Genomic DNA, 14,238 nt, shown 5'->3' with positions numbered 1-14,238 from the left:
TTTTTTTCTTCGAATTTGCGTAGCCGACGCACCAATGCGGCGCTGGCCAGAATCAAGTTGAGCAAGTGGCGTCGTGCATGATGAAAGCCTGTTCATGAAAAAGGCATCGTTGATTTTATTGTTATACTATAACATGCCAAATCAACTCCCACGATGGACCTGCTCATGAATGCGCTGACTCTGCCGGATATCGCCGCGCAGGCCTCACGCCAAGCCCTGCCACTGGAGTGGGTGGGCATGTGCGGCATTGCTCTTCCTGTTTTGTTTGACGGCCAACGACTGAATGCAAAGGCCGATGCTGGCGTGAGTCTCGACGATGGCAACGCTCGCGGCATTCACATGTCACGGCTCTATCTGGCGCTTGAATTACTGGAGCAGGAAAGCCTTTCACCTGCTTTATTGCGCAGGGTTTTGCAGCGTTTTCTTGAGAGCCATGAAGGGCTTTCCGGCAGTGCTCACTTAACCATTCACGCCGATTTGTTGCTGAAAAGGCCGGCGTTGATCAGTCCACTGTCTGGCTGGAAAAGCTATCCGATGAGCATCGAAGCGCGTTTGAAAAACGCGATGTTCCACGTGGAACTAAAAATCGACGTGCCTTATTCCTCAACCTGTCCATGTTCCGCGGCCCTCTCTCGACAGTTGATTCAGCAACAGTTCGCCGATGATTTCGCCAACAAGTCACTGCAACACGCCGACGTTTTAGCGTGGCTCGGCTCCACAAGTGGCATCGTCGCCACACCTCACAGCCAACGCAGCAGCGCAAAGTTGCGCGTACGTCTGGCTGATTTTTTGGATGAGTTGCCTCTGATCGAAGTCATCAATGACGTCGAAGCCGCACTCGGCACAGCCGTTCAAACAGCGGTAAAACGCGCCGACGAACAAGCTTTCGCCCTGGCCAATGGTCAGAACCTGATGTTCTGCGAAGACGCCGCACGCCGTTTGAATCTGGCCCTGAAACGCTCCACCGGCATCAATGCCTTCCACATTCGTGTCATCCACGCCGAAAGCCTGCACGCTCATGACGCCGTGGCCGAAAGCCGTTTCAACTGGGAGATCGCATGATTGGTTGCCACGCATTGCGCTGGGGTGCACCGGGTCAGCCACTCACGCCGGCGCTGGACCTCGAACTGACGAAGGGCAGCCTGACCGCCATCATCGGCGCGAACGGTTGCGGTAAAAGCAGCCTGCTGAAGGTCATCGCCGGCTTGCAAAAACCGCTGGCCGGAAAGGTGCGACTGAGCGTTCCACTGAAGGGCGGAGTGTCGTTTCTGCCCCAGCAACAACACCTCGACAGGCAATTCCCGATCAGTCTTCAGGCATTGGTCGCCGCCGGTTTTTGGGGCAACAAACAGTCGCCGGAAATCCGCAGCCAACGACTGAAAACCGTCCTCGAAAACTGGTGCCTGAACGGCCTGGAAGATCGGCCGCTGATGGCGCTCTCCGGCGGTGAATTGCAACGTGCCTTGCTCGCCCGCTTGAGCCTGACCGAAGCGTCCTTGCTGTTACTCGACGAACCCCACGCGGCCCTCGATGAACTCGGCCAGGCATTGCTCTGGAAGCACCTGCACGAATGGCACCTCGAAGGCCGGACGCTGATGGTCGTGAGCCATGACCTCGCGGCTGTCCGCGAGCACATCCCACAAACATTGCTGATCAAAAGCAGCGGTTGCGTACTCGGTCAGAGCACCGAACTGATCCGCCAACAACCACAAGCGCAGGTGACCTGATGACCGCTGCTGCGCATCTTTGGCAACCGTTCCACGAATTCGTCTTCATGCGTCGGGCGCTGCTCGGTGGTTTGGTGTTGGCGTGCAGCACAGCCCCGCTGGGGGTGTTTCTGATCCTCAGGCGCATGAGCCTGATCGGCGATGCCGTCGCCCACGGCATTCTTCCCGGTGCGGCTTTAGGCTTCTGGTTTGCCGGGTTGAGCCTCCCGGCATTGACCATTGGCGGCCTCGGCGCCGGCCTTAGTATGGCGGGCCTCGCTGCCTGGATTACGCGACGCACCGGCCTGCGGGAGGATGCCAGCCTCGCGGCGATTTACCCGATTTCCCTGGCGTGTGGCGTACTGATTCTTGGCATCGCCGGCAAACGCCTGGACCTGTTGCACCTGCTGTTTGGCTCGGCGCTGGCGGTCGACGGCCCCACCTTGACCGGCATGCTCTGGGTGTCAGGCCTGAGTCTGATTGCCATGGTGCTGATCTACAAACCATTGTTGCTCGACACCCTCGACCCGCTTTTTCTGCAAACCGTCAGCCGACTCGGCCCGTTGGCCCACGGCGTGTTCCTGACGCTGGTGGTGTTGAATCTAGTCATCGGTTTCCAGGCGATCGGCGCGTTGATGGTGGTCGGCTTGATGATGTTGCCCGCCGCCGCCGCGCGTTTCTGGAGCCGCCGCTTGCCAGTACTGATCGTCGTCGCGGCCTTGCTCGGCAGCATCTCGGTGTGGCTCGGTCTGTTGATCTCGTTCCACTACTCACTGCCCAGTGGCCCGGCAATCGTGCTGGTGGCGGGCGGCTGGTATCTGTTGTCCGTGGTGTTCGGGCCGGTGCACGGTTTGCTGCGCCGCCCACCTTTGCTCACATCCCAATGAGGTGTTACCCGATGCGCGCTTTACTCGTGCTGTTCATTTTGATGGTGTCGATGTCGCTGTCTGCCGCCGAAAAACTACAGGTGGTCACCAGCTTCAGCATCCTCGCCGACATGACCCGACAGGTCGGCAAGGATCATATCCAGATCACCAACATGGTCGGCCCGGACGCGGATGCCCACACGTACGAGCCGACACCGGACGACGCCAAGGCGCTGCTCAATGCCAAACTCATCATCAAGAATGGCTTGGGTTTCGAGCCCTGGCTGGATCGCCTGGTGACGAGCACCGAGACCAAAGCGCCGGTCATCAGCGCGAGCCACGGTGTCATACCGCGTAGCCTGGATGAAGACGGCGAAACCGTTCCCGACCCGCATGCCTGGCATAACCTGGCGAACGCCGAGCTGTATATCGCCAACATCACCAAGGCGCTGATCGCCGCTGACCCGGCGAACACCGCCGACTATGAGCGCAACAGCCAGGTGTACCTGAAACAGGTCTACGCCTTGCTCGCCGAAGCCAAGGCCAAACTCGGCTCACTGCCACCGGGCAACCGCAAGATCGTGACGTCCCATGACGCCTTCGGTTATCTCGGCCAAGCCTACGGTATCGACTTCATGGCGCCTCAAGGCCTGTCCACCGAGCGCGAACCTTCAGCCGCCGAGGTGGCCGCACTGATCACCCAGATTCGTCAGGCCAAGGTCAAAGCCGTGTTCATGGAAAACATCAAGGACGCCCGCCTGCTCAAGCAGATCGCCGATGAAAGCGGCGCGCAGATCGGGGGCACGTTGTATTCCGATGCCCTTGCGGCGAGCGGTCCGGCCAGCACCTTCACCGGGTTGTTCGAGTACAACCTCAACACCCTGTACAACGCGTTGAGCAAGCCATGATCTGCAAGAACCCCACGCCGACCTATTCGCCATTCCCGATCACGGTTATCTTCGAGACGGCTATTGGGCAGATCTGGCGCTGATCAAACCCGAGCCTGGCGGCGTTGCCGTTTCCACGCAACCAATCCGGCCGCAATGCGGCCGCCCCCTTCGCCCGCCGGAGCTTTCGGCACAGCATCAGCACCGTGATCGTGTCGGGGCAATTTTCCTGGCACGACAAACGTCGTAATGACAGCTGCCAGGATTTGCGCCTACGGTTTATGCAATAACGCTCGTAAGAAGCACGTGAGTACGCCGACCATGATCCAGATCACCCTGCCCGATGGTTCATTGCGTGAGTACGACCAACCGCTCTCCGTGCACGAGTTAGCTGCCAGCATCGGCTCCGAACTGGCCAGCGCGGCCGTAGCGGGTCGAGTCAATGGTGTACTGGTGGACTGCGAATACATGATCGAGGCGGATGCCCGGGTCAGCATTGTCACCCCCCGGGAGCCGGACGGCCTGGAGATCCTGCGCCGCTCCTGTGCATTGATGCTGGCCATGGCGATCAAGCAACTTCACCCACATGCGCAAATGCGCGCGGGAAAGGAGTTGGGCGATGGCTTCTTTTACGAGTTTGCAGTCGAGCAACCGCTGACCCCGGCAGACCTGCCCCTTATCGAAGCGCGCATGCAGTCACTGGCAGCAACCAATCACTCGATCCGTCGTCGGCCACCACGCGAAGAGGTGTCACTGTACCGTCTGGGAGACACCGAGTACCCGAGCCTCGGGCCGCATGTCCCCACCACTAAAGTCCTGCAGGCGTTTACCCTCGATCACATCAGCGGCACGTTGCAACAACGGATCTACGGCACCTGCTGGTCGAACCATCAGGAGCTGCAACACTGGCGCGTTCCACCCCACGTGGTCGTCGTGAGCATGGATGACCGCCAGGCGACTTATGCACAAGCGGTAACCGAATCCTTGCGCCAAAGGGGCGTGCGCGCCCGGGCCGACCTGCGAAGCGAAAAGGTCCACTATAAGATTCGCCAGCACAGCCGGACCGTGCCGTACCTGGTAGTGGTGGGCGAAAAAGAACAGGCGGGCGGATTTGTCAGTGTGCGCAGTCGCTCCGGGGAGGATTTTGGCCGGATGGCTGTCGAGGCGGCGTGTGAGTGGTTGAGTCGGCCGGGGATCTAGGGACGCTGGATGGACGCCTTCGCGAGCAAGCCCGCTCCCACATTGGTTTCGTGAACACCATAGATCAAATGTGGGAGCGGGCTTGCTCGCGAAGCTTTTAAGCTCTTGGCTTCACAGTGCCGCAATCCTGCCCCAACCAGACAGCGCGGGATTCGAGGCTGCCCTTCTGCTGAATGCCGGTAGCGTTGAACGTCCCGTTGACCTTGGTGGTGAATTCGCGATCACTAAGGAATGTCGCCACGCCCGCCCCCTGGGCTTTAGGGCAGCTGAAACGGAATTTCCACTGATTGCCGGAGCGGTCGGTGATTTCCTGCTTGCAGCCCGACTGCGGATCGGTCAGCGGAATGTTGTCGGTCTTGACCTGTTCCGGGGTCAGGCACGCCCGGATCCCTTTGCCGCCCATGGTGATGCCCTGTTTTTCCAGCTGTGCACGCTGCTCAGGGGTCATCTGGCTCTGGAGCTGACCGAGGATCAATTGCAGGTCCGGCATATTCTGCTCATCGACCTTCATGTTGCTCGTGGTCAGCTCCCACAATCCTGGTTGCAGCATTTGCGCGTGAGCCGCCACAGGAAGTGCCAAACCCAGTGCCATGGCCAAACCCAGCAGACGAACGTTCATCGAGTAACTCCTGATCAGTAGTGGCCGTTAGACGTCAGCCGCCGGCTTCGGTTCATGGGCCAATTAATTAGCGACATTCTGCACGGAACATGGTCTGTTAAGCACTGAATCTTCAGGAGCAAGGCAGCCCCATGGATTATTTCGGACCGCATATTTTCGGTTACACCATCGCCCTGCTGCACTCGCTGGGCATGATCGCGGCCATACATGCCGTGCTGACTGTTCGTACCGCCCAAGGTGCGATTGCCTGGGCCCTGTCGTTGTTTTTCATCCCCTACTTCACGCTGATCCCGTACCTGGTGTTCGGCCGCAGCACGTTCGATGGCTACATCAAGGCCCGGCGGCAGGCCAACGAGGAAATGCGCAAGGCCATCTCCGAACTCAACTGGCGACCCTGGGTGGAAGAAGCACTCACCGCCCGCGCTTCCTCGGCATATGCCTCACTCAGAGCGCTGCCGAAACTGGGACACATGCCATGCCTGGCCAATAACGAGATGCGATTGTTGATCAACGGCCAGCAGACATTCGACGCCATTTTCGATGCCATCAGCCAGGCGAAAGAAGCCGTGCTGATCCAGTTTTTTATCGTTCACGATGACCGCCTCGGCCAACGCCTGCAAACCCTGTTGTTAAAGAAAGCCACCGAAGGCGTGGCGATTTACCTGTTGTATGACCGAATCGGCAGCCACTCCCTACCCCACGGCTATCTGCAGGCCTTGCGTGATGGCGGGGTCGAGGTCAAAGCCTTCGCCACCCGCAGTGGCTGGCTCAATCGCTTTCAGGTGAACTTCCGCAACCACCGCAAGATCGTGGTGGTAGACGGCATTCTGGGCTTCGTCGGCGGCCACAACGTCGGTGACGAGTACATGGGCGAGAAGCCGCCCCTGGCACCATGGCGCGATACCCACGTACAAGTGCGCGGGCCAGTGGTGGCGTGTATGCAGGAGTCTTTCGCTGAAGACTGGTTCTGGGCGGCTCGTGCACTGCCGCCACTGATCCTGCCCGAGGTTTATCCGGAAGACGGCGTGCTGTGCCAGTTGCTCGCCAGCGGTCCGGCAGATTCCTACGAAACCTGTTCACTGTTCTTTGTCGAAGCCATCCATGCGGCAACGGAACGGGTATGGATTACCAGCCCGTATTTCATCCCCGACGAAGCCGTGTCCGCGGCTTTGCGCCTGGCGGTACTGCGCGGTGTGGATGTGCGTCTGCTGTTGCCGTCACGACCTGACCACCGCATCGTCTACGCCGCCTCCAGTCTCTATGCCTTCGAAGCGGTGCGCGCCGGAGTGCGGGTGTTCCGTTACGAGCCCGGATTCCTGCATCAGAAAGTGGTGTTGGTCGACAGCGAAATCAGCGCCATTGGCAGCGCCAACATGGACAACCGTTCGTTCCGGCTGAATTTCGAAGTAATGCTACTGACCGTCGACCGCGCGTTTGCCGCCGAGGTGGAGTTGATGCTCAACGATGACTTCGCCAACGCCCACGAAATCGCCAAAGAAGAAGGCCGGGAGACCCACCGCCTGCAGCAGGTCGGCATGCGGGTCGCCCGGCTGATTTCACCGATTCTCTAGAGGTAGATGTCGTCACGGGTCCACGGCAGTTCATGACTGCCATCGGCGTGGGCCTTCACCGCAAGAATCTGGTGCAGGTTGATCCAGCCCCGGGCGAACGCATAAGCGCATCCGGCCAGATACAGCCGCCAGATCCGCAGCACGTGCTCAGGCACCAGTCTGGACGCCGCTTCGAGGTTATCCTCCAGGCGTTCGCTCCAGTGATCCAGGGTGCGCGCATAGTGCAGGCGCAAACTTTCGACATCGACGATTTCCAGCCCGGCCTCACTGATCTCGGCGGAGATCATCGACAGGTGCGGCAGCTCGCCGTTGGGGAACACATATTTCCCGATGAAATCACCGGCACCGCGCCCCACCGGCCGGCCATCGGTGTATTTGGCGGTGATCCCGTGGTTCATCACCAGGCCGCCCTCTTTCACCGCGCCGAACAGGGTCTTGCAGTACTCGGCAAGATTGGCGTGGCCAACGTGTTCGAACATGCCGACGCTGACAACTTTGTCGAAACGGCCATCCTGCGGCAGATCTCGATAGTCGAGCAGTTGCAGTTCGACCAGGTCGTCCAGGCCCTCCGCTTTTACACGTTCCCGGGCCAGGGCCAACTGCTCCTTGCTGAGGGTGATACCGAACACTTTCGCGCCAAATTCCCGCGCCGCAAAACGCGCCAATCCGCCCCACCCACAACCCACATCCAGCAGGTATTCGCCGGGCTGCAGGCGCAGCTTACGGCACAGATGACGGAACTTGGCTTGCTGGGCTTGTTCGAGGGTTTCGCTGCCGGTCTCGAAGTAAGCGCAGGAATACGCCATGTCACTGTCGAGCCACAGCTGATAGAACGCGTTGGAAAGGTCGTAGTGGTAGGAAATCGCCTTGGCGTCCATTTCTTTGTCGTGGGCGCTACGAACCGGCTGATTGCCTTCGCCTTCATCCAGCAACGCCTGGCTCCATTCATCGCAGACGCGGATCACATCGCCGATGGAGCCTTCGAGTTCCAGTTTGCCTTCGACAAATGCAGCGCCCAGGGCATCCAGGCTTGGATGGGTAAACTGGGAGACCATTTGTGGGTCCTTGACCACAATCGTGACGCTGGGCGTTGGCCCCAGATTGAATTCATGGCCATCCCAGAGTCTCAGGCGAAGCGGCAATTGCAGATTCTGTAAGGCCGGTGGAAGATGCGCGAGCATGGAGAATCTCCCTTGTTTCAGACGTCTAAACAGAGGGTAGACCATCTTTGAAAAATAGCTGGCTATCGAATTAATAGCCTTTTTCAATGTTTCGCGACGCCCATACCGGCCGCCGCGAACACACAAAATGATGTGCCCTCATCTCCAATGACTACAAAGTACGCGCACAGTTCTAAAAAGTTAAAGCCCCGTGATTACCCGGTTTAGAGCATTCGCTTTCAGGCTTCATCCTTGAGTTTGAGCAACGGCTCCTGGAACCGCAGCAAACGACCGGCATTACCCAACACCAGCAAGGTGCTGAGGTTATGCAACAACGCCGCAATCATCGCCCCGGCAGCGCCGAGCCAGCCGAACGCGGCGAAGGCCACAATGGCCAGGGTCCAGCCCAGTCCGATAATCACATTGACCTGCAACGTCTGACGGCACTGACGACTCAGGCGCACGCAGGTGCCGAGGCGACGCAGGTCACTGCCGATCAACACGATGTCAGCCGATGCCAGGGCGATGTCTGCGCCGCCGGCGCCCATGGCGACACCCACCACGCCAGCCTTGAGGGCCAGGGAGTCGTTGATGCCATCGCCGACCACCATCGGCCGAAAGCCGCTGTCGATTTCCTTGAGCACGCGGTTCAGTTTGTCTTCGGGCAGGGCTTGCGCTTCGACGTCACTGATCCCGACATCCCGGGCGAGTGTCTGCGCGACGCTATGGCGGTCCCCCGTGAGCAACAGCTGGCGACCCAGACCCAGTTCACGCAACTCACCCAAGGCAAACTGCGCCTCGGGTTTGACGCTGTCGGCCAGCAACAGCCAGGCAAGAAACTCGCCGTTGAGCGCCAGCCCTGCAATCGGACCGTCGTGATCGGGAACCGCCGTTGTGCTGATGCCCAGTTGCGCAAACAACTCTGGCCGGCCGAGCGCCGCTTCGCCCTGCCCGGTCATCGCCACCACGCCCAGGCCCTGGCGTTCATGAATGTCAGAAAGCAGCAGGAAATGTTCCTGGGTCACCAACCCCGCGAGCGCACGGCTGACCGGGTGACTGCTGGCCGAGCCGAGGCTGGCGGCGAGCTTCAGGACATGGCTGCGATCCTCCAGCGGACTGTCGATGGATTGCAGGCGCAAGGTGCCGAAGGTCAGCGTCCCGGTCTTGTCCACCACCAGCGAAGTCAGGTCCGCCAACTCTTCAAGGAACGCAGAGCTGCGGATCAAAATCCCGTGCCGCGCTGCCACGGCCACCCCGGCAATCGCCGTGGCCGGTGCCGACAGCACCAACGCACAAGGACAGGCGGCCACCAACACCGCGAGCATCGCTTGGGCATTGTTGGTGATGAACCAGGTCACGGCGGCCAGCAGCAATACCAGCACCATGTAGCTGCCGGCGTAACGCTCCAGCAGACGGGTGATTGGCGGCTTCGAGCGCTCGGCGTTTTGCATCAGGGCGATGACTTTGCCAAGGGTCGATTCATGGCCGGTGCGGGTCACTTCGATTCGCAGCAGACCGTCGAGGTTGATCGCGCCACCGAACACCGACATGCCGACACCCGCCTCCATCGGCACCGATTCGCCGGTAATGGAGGCGGTGTCCAGACTGGCCTGGCCGGCTAACACCCGGCCATCCGCCGGCACCCGATCCCCGGCGCGCACCTCGACCAGATCGCCGGCCTTGAGCGTGCCGTTGTCGACTTCGATGATGGTGCCGTCCGCCTGCACCTTGCGCGCGTGGCTGCGGGTCAGTTTGCCGAGGGCGTGAATCGCTTCCTGGGAACCGATCACGCTACGCTCCTCCAGCACGTGACCGAAGATCATGATGATCGGCAACAGGGCTGCCGTCAGCAGATCCCCGGTGGCCCAGGCACCCAGCATGGCCAGGGCAATCAATTGATCGGTGATGCCATGCAGGCTTGGATAACGCAGGCTGTACCAGGCCGAGCGCATGACCGGCACGGCGACCAGCAATGAGGCAAAACCCAGCAACAGCTGACTGACGCCACTCTGCTGCGGCGCCAGCCAACGCCAGATCAAACCCAGCGCGAGAAGGCCCAATGCGAGCATGGCCAGGGTCAACTGGCGCGCGGCGCGGCGCTGTTCGGTCGACGACAACAGGCTCGGTGCGGCGGCGGTTTGAGCGGTCATTGTGCAGCTCCCTGAATGATCAGGCGGGAATCGTCTTTGGGATCGACCGTCGTGACCGATCCGGCCTGGCCGAGAATTTTCGGCATCCGCTCGCGATAAATGCGCAGCAGCATTTGCGGGTCAGTACCTTGCTGTTGAGCCTTGGCCAGGCTCAACACAGTGGCCGTGTCAGCCGACGCTTTGGCCAGTCGTTCACTCGCCTGGGCATGAGCCACCTGCAGTGTGCGGTCGGCTTGCTCGTTGGCGGTCTGCGTCAACTTCTCGGCTTCGGTGCGCGCATTGGCGACGGCTTTATCGGCTTGCTGGCTAGCCGTCAGCACCGCGTTGAAGGCGTTGACCGCAGGACTGGGCAGACTCGATTGCACATCGACCCGCGCCACTTCGATCCCCAAACCCTGCCCTATCGCAGTGAGCTCAGCCAAGCGCTGGTTGATGCCCTGCACCAGATCACCCCGCAGGCGCTCGCGTCTTTCTGCCGCCTGGCTATCGGCTCCAATCAACTCCGGGCGAGCAACCAGAATGGTGTCCAGATCCCGTGCGGCCGTGAGCGCCACGGCACTGCGGGTTACCAGCCGATCCAGTGCCGGCAACACATGTTCGCCCTGAAGCACGAATGCATGGGGCTCAGTGACTTTGTAGAAAACCCGCACATCGAGTTGCACCACCCCGGCATCCCCCGTTAACAGATAGCCGGAGCCTGCGAGGGCATCGCTGATCGGCGTGGCAAAACTGGCCACGCGATCTGCCTGTATCGCGGCACCACTGCGCAGCAGGCCTTCCACTCGACGCTCGATCACTCGATCCGCCGCCGGCAACAAAATCACCTGCTCGAACGGTTGCGGCCAGGCCAGTAACAACCCTGCATTCTGAATGCGATCCAACGCGCCGAAATGCAAAACGACTGCGCGATTTTGTGGATCAATCTGCCGCACATTGGAAAACGCCCACACCAACGCCGCCAACACCGTCACCGCGTATAGGGCAATAAACGCCAAACGCCCGGCCTGAATCCAGGGACTGCTCAACTCATTTGTTCCACGTGGAACTAAACTCATGGCTGCGATCCGGACTTGTTTTCGAGGTTCGGCGGACCGTCAACCAACACCCGGAACGGTGCAGCATCGGTGCGCAGAATCAGTTTGGTCCCCGGTGTCACCACCGTGCCCAAGGTGTCGAGCGAGCGCAGCAGGTTGTAGAGCTGCGGCGATCCCGCGTAGGCACGACCATAAATCTGTGCCGCTTCGACGCGTGATTGCGCTTCAATATCCGCGGCTTTCACTGTGGCATCTGCCTGCACGATCCGCGCATCACGCTCGGCGGCGGAACGAATTTGTGCAGCTTCACGCTTGCCGATGGCCGTGCGTTCAGTGGCGATAGTTTCACGCTCGGCACGCATCCGGTCGACGGTCGCGGTGAGCGTCACCGATGGCAACGTCAACCTCTCGATACCGACCTGCACCACACGCACGCCATAAGTGGTGAGCAGCTGTTGATCGATTTGCTTGCGCAGTTGCGCTTCGAAATCGGCGATGCGCACCTGGCTGGCATCGGTATTCACCAAGTTCGCCAGATCAAAACTGCTGGCGGTGGTCTCCAGTGCAGAACCGACAAAGGTGCGAATCTGCCGCGCTGCTTCATCGGGCTGGTTCTGCACTGCACGCATAAAGCGTTGCACATTGTCCGGATCGCCCTGTACCTGCCACGCCACGTAGGCCTGAACGATGATGCGCAAACCGTCCCGCGTGCCCACGTCCTGTAAACCGCTGGAGGTGGTGCGCAGCCGCAGATCCACCGGGATCGCCGCCTCGAACGGCGCCGGCCAGCGCCAGCTCAGCCCCGGCTCCAGCAAAACCCGTGAAGGATTGCCGAAGCGCGTGATCACCGTAGCCTCACCCGAACGCACCTGCACCAGGCTCGCGGCAGCGACAGCAAATGCGACCAACAAAGCAGCCCACCCCATACGGCGCCATGGAAACGGTCCGGCCTCCTGAGGATCGCCATGATGGTGATGGCCGTGGTGGTGATGCCCGCCATGGCCGTGGTCGTGGCTGCTGTGGTCATCGTGATCGTGCGTATGGGACTGGCTCAATTGGCAGCTCCTGGCTGAGCGGTTTTACGCGACGGCGCAGGGTCAACCGGCAGCGTGAAAGTACGGAGGTCGATGGTCGGCGCGTTGCTGCTGCCGCCCAGACGATGATCGAGAACCAGCAATTTGGCGTTGGCCAAACCCTGGGACAACTGACTGAAATACTGCTCCAGCACAAAGGCTTGGCCAGCGCTGGCATAGGCTTTTCGCTCGGCATTGAATTTCAGGTCCGCTGCCTGGGCGCCAGCATTGATTTCCCGCGCACTGGCCGTCGCTTGATCGCGGGCGATACTGGCCTGCAACTGCGCCAGGTTGGTGGCCTCGGCAGCGGCGCCGCGTTCACGGGCGATCAAGGCTTGCGCAGCAATCTGCGCCGCTTGCACACCGTGATAGGCGTTGGCTGCACCGGCCGGAGGGTGAATCGCCTCGACCACCGTGGCGAGAATTTCCACGCCGCTGTCGAGTTTTTGCAAGTCAGCCTGGACGGCGCGACCGATTTCTTCAGCCAGCCCTACCCTGTCCTCGCCCAGCAAACCGTCGAGGGTGCGCGAGGCGAAGTCGTGAACCAGAATTCGGCTGGCGGTGCTGCGAATCAACATCGGCACATCGGCACTGTTATAGGTCGCGGCCAACGCCGCCTCATCGCTCAGACCGATGCGATAGACGAAGCGCACGTCCATATTGACGATTTGAAAGCTCTGCTTGTCGGCTCGACTGCTGGCGATCACTTGGGATTTGTCGTTCACATGGCTGGCGTCCCACAAACGATTGGCAATCGCCGGGGCCGGGCCTTCAGCGGGGTCGGTCTGAACGGGGGCCGAGGTTTCGCCAACACTGGTGGCCAACTCGTGAACCACGCCATTCTCGACGCTCAACACACGGCCCAATGGCCACGGCAACCCCATATGCAAACCTGGGCCAAACACCTCCACCGGCTTGCCGAATCGTTCGTAGATGCCACGCCCTTGCAGCGCAATTTCGTGAATGCCAGTCAGCGACCAGCCAACGAGCGCAACCACCGCCAACACCGGCAGGAACGCCCGACGCATGTAAGTGAAGGCCCAGATCTGCCGCAGATCGATGCCGAAGCGGTTATGCAATTCGTGCTGCAGCGCCAGCAATGGCTGTGGTGGCCAGCGCAACATGTCAGCGACAAAACTGCGCGCCAGCAGCTCCGGTTCCAGGCGTTCGCGGCGCGGGCTGAACAATGACAACACCGTGCGCAGCAACAGTTCTGCTGCCACCAACCCCGGCAGCAGTCCGATCAATACCGCCAGGCGTACGGGCCATATCGACGTTTCATCGGCAAACAACAGACAAAAGGCACCGAGTACCAGGCTGATGATCGCCACACGCGTCAATTGCGCCAACGCGGCAGCTTCAGGCCATTGCGCGGGGTTTTCCTGGGTCAGATGGCGCTCCATCACCAACAGGCCGAACGCCAACAGCAAGGAGCACGCCGCCCCGACAGTGGCGGCCAGGCCCAACGCTGCCGGGGGCAACGTGAGGTTCCAGGCCTGTTCGACGCCCACCAGCGCCAACACGGCCCAACCGCCAAGCCACAGCGTCGGCGCGCCTATTTGCCTGAGCAGGTGCTGCGATTGCCGGCTGATCCGGTCCAGCAAGCGTTCATACCACCCCGAAGGCGCGACAGATTCGTCGACAACGCCCTCCGGCACCACGGGACTCATTGCGCGGGCACGCCACTGGGCCACCCACCCGGCCGATTGCGCACCCGCCATCAACACCGCAGACGCCGCGCTCAGGTTCAGCAACAACGCTGGCCACAGTGTTTGCGAAGAAAACAGCCAGGCAAAAGATGCCAGCAGCACACCTACCGTCGCGAGTATGCCCGCACCGATGGCGAACTGACGCAACCGCCGCCCTTGTATGGCCGCCTGCTGAAAGCGCGGCAACCCGGCTAACGGCGCTTCATCAACATCGAGATCGACTTGCATACCACCCCAGAGTGTCTTCGCTAACATGGCAATTC

12 protein-coding genes and 1 pseudogene are annotated in these 14,238 nt (G+C 60.6%); 7 read left to right on the top strand and 6 right to left on the bottom strand.

Annotated features, from left to right (window positions below):
• The first annotated feature begins 165 nt into the window (after positions 1-165).
• From folE2 to ABIA48_RS15175, 6 genes and pseudogenes are all read left to right on the top strand, one after another.
• Complete coding sequence (folE2, locus tag ABIA48_RS15200) at positions 166-1,062, top strand: GTP cyclohydrolase FolE2 (protein ID WP_429489671.1); 897 nt, start codon at positions 166-168, stop codon at positions 1,060-1,062.
• On the top strand, positions 1,059-1,727 hold the full coding sequence (locus ABIA48_RS15195; protein ID WP_429489669.1) for a metal ABC transporter ATP-binding protein: 669 nt from the start codon (positions 1,059-1,061) through the stop codon (positions 1,725-1,727). Before folE2 ends, ABIA48_RS15195 begins: the two co-directional genes overlap by 4 nt.
• Positions 1,727-2,593 (top strand): metal ABC transporter permease, encoded by an 867-nt coding sequence (locus ABIA48_RS15190; RefSeq protein WP_429489667.1) that lies wholly within the window; start codon positions 1,727-1,729, stop codon positions 2,591-2,593. The genes ABIA48_RS15195 and ABIA48_RS15190 overlap by 1 nt, the downstream gene beginning before the upstream one ends.
• 11 nt (positions 2,594-2,604) lie before the next feature.
• On the top strand, positions 2,605-3,480 hold the full coding sequence (locus ABIA48_RS15185; protein WP_429489665.1) for a metal ABC transporter substrate-binding protein: 876 nt from the start codon (positions 2,605-2,607) through the stop codon (positions 3,478-3,480).
• 16 nt (positions 3,481-3,496) lie between these two features.
• Positions 3,497-3,749: pseudogene (locus tag ABIA48_RS15180) on the top strand (dihydroorotase); the annotation flags it as partial.
• A 31-nt stretch (positions 3,750-3,780) separates the two neighbouring features.
• Entirely contained in the window at positions 3,781-4,659 is an 879-nt protein-coding gene (locus ABIA48_RS15175; RefSeq protein ID WP_429489663.1) for a His/Gly/Thr/Pro-type tRNA ligase C-terminal domain-containing protein, read from the top strand.
• A 97-nt stretch (positions 4,660-4,756) separates the two neighbouring features.
• Here the strand turns inward: ABIA48_RS15175 and ABIA48_RS15170 are convergent, their stop codons facing one another.
• Positions 4,757-5,278, bottom strand: a complete 522-nt coding sequence (locus ABIA48_RS15170) for a DUF3617 domain-containing protein (RefSeq protein ID WP_007989673.1) — start codon at positions 5,276-5,278, stop codon at positions 4,757-4,759.
• Positions 5,279-5,409: 131 nt separating this feature from the next.
• On the opposite strand from ABIA48_RS15170, the gene cls reads away from it, so the two are divergent.
• Positions 5,410-6,849: a cardiolipin synthase gene (gene cls, locus ABIA48_RS15165; RefSeq protein WP_429489661.1), complete on the top strand. Its 1,440-nt coding sequence runs from the start codon at positions 5,410-5,412 to the stop codon at positions 6,847-6,849.
• Here the strand turns inward: cls and cfaB are convergent.
• From cfaB to ABIA48_RS15140, 5 genes are all read right to left on the bottom strand, one after another.
• Positions 6,846-8,030, bottom strand: a complete 1,185-nt coding sequence (gene cfaB / locus ABIA48_RS15160) for a C17 cyclopropane fatty acid synthase CfaB (protein ID WP_108230957.1) — start codon at positions 8,028-8,030, stop codon at positions 6,846-6,848. The two genes, cls and cfaB, sit on opposite strands and share 4 nt — an antisense overlap.
• 218 nt (positions 8,031-8,248) lie before the next feature.
• Positions 8,249-10,159: a cation-translocating P-type ATPase gene (locus tag ABIA48_RS15155; protein ID WP_429489658.1), complete on the bottom strand. Its 1,911-nt coding sequence runs from the start codon at positions 10,157-10,159 to the stop codon at positions 8,249-8,251.
• Positions 10,156-11,214, bottom strand: a complete 1,059-nt coding sequence (hflK, locus tag ABIA48_RS15150; protein ID WP_429489656.1) for a protease modulator HflK — start codon at positions 11,212-11,214, stop codon at positions 10,156-10,158. The genes ABIA48_RS15155 and hflK overlap by 4 nt, the downstream gene beginning before the upstream one ends.
• Positions 11,211-12,248 (bottom strand): protease modulator HflC, encoded by a 1,038-nt coding sequence (hflC, locus tag ABIA48_RS15145; RefSeq protein WP_429489654.1) that lies wholly within the window; start codon positions 12,246-12,248, stop codon positions 11,211-11,213. The genes hflK and hflC overlap by 4 nt, the downstream gene beginning before the upstream one ends.
• Positions 12,245-14,203, bottom strand: a complete 1,959-nt coding sequence (locus ABIA48_RS15140; RefSeq protein ID WP_429492870.1) for an SPFH domain-containing protein — start codon at positions 14,201-14,203, stop codon at positions 12,245-12,247. Before ABIA48_RS15140 ends, hflC begins: the two co-directional genes overlap by 4 nt.
• Positions 14,204-14,238 lie beyond the last annotated feature (35 nt).

This window comes from Pseudomonas sp. S30_BP2TU TE3576, from assembly GCF_050436025.1.
Taxonomy (GTDB): Bacteria; Pseudomonadota; Gammaproteobacteria; order Pseudomonadales; family Pseudomonadaceae; genus Aquipseudomonas.
This window is presented reverse-complemented; position numbering and strand designations above follow the sequence as displayed.

What these genes read in the sequence shown, in the direction of transcription:
- folE2 (WP_429489671.1), top strand. Translation starts at nt 166, where the DNA reads ATGAATGCGCTGACTCTGCCGGATATCGCCGCGCAGGCCTCACGCCAA.
- ABIA48_RS15195 (WP_429489669.1), top strand. Translation starts at nt 1,059, where the DNA reads ATGATTGGTTGCCACGCATTGCGCTGGGGTGCACCGGGTCAGCCACTC.
- ABIA48_RS15190 (WP_429489667.1), top strand. Translation starts at nt 1,727, where the DNA reads ATGACCGCTGCTGCGCATCTTTGGCAACCGTTCCACGAATTCGTCTTC.
- ABIA48_RS15185 (WP_429489665.1), top strand. Translation starts at nt 2,605, where the DNA reads ATGCGCGCTTTACTCGTGCTGTTCATTTTGATGGTGTCGATGTCGCTG.
- ABIA48_RS15175 (WP_429489663.1), top strand. Translation starts at nt 3,781, where the DNA reads ATGATCCAGATCACCCTGCCCGATGGTTCATTGCGTGAGTACGACCAA.
- ABIA48_RS15170 (WP_007989673.1), bottom strand. Translation starts at nt 5,278, where the DNA reads ATGAACGTTCGTCTGCTGGGTTTGGCCATGGCACTGGGTTTGGCACTT.
- cls (WP_429489661.1), top strand. Translation starts at nt 5,410, where the DNA reads ATGGATTATTTCGGACCGCATATTTTCGGTTACACCATCGCCCTGCTG.
- cfaB (WP_108230957.1), bottom strand. Translation starts at nt 8,030, where the DNA reads ATGCTCGCGCATCTTCCACCGGCCTTACAGAATCTGCAATTGCCGCTT.
- ABIA48_RS15155 (WP_429489658.1), bottom strand. Translation starts at nt 10,159, where the DNA reads ATGACCGCTCAAACCGCCGCCGCACCGAGCCTGTTGTCGTCGACCGAA.
- hflK (WP_429489656.1), bottom strand. Translation starts at nt 11,214, where the DNA reads ATGAGTTTAGTTCCACGTGGAACAAATGAGTTGAGCAGTCCCTGGATT.
- ABIA48_RS15140 (WP_429492870.1), bottom strand. Translation starts at nt 14,203, where the DNA reads ATGCAAGTCGATCTCGATGTTGATGAAGCGCCGTTAGCCGGGTTGCCG.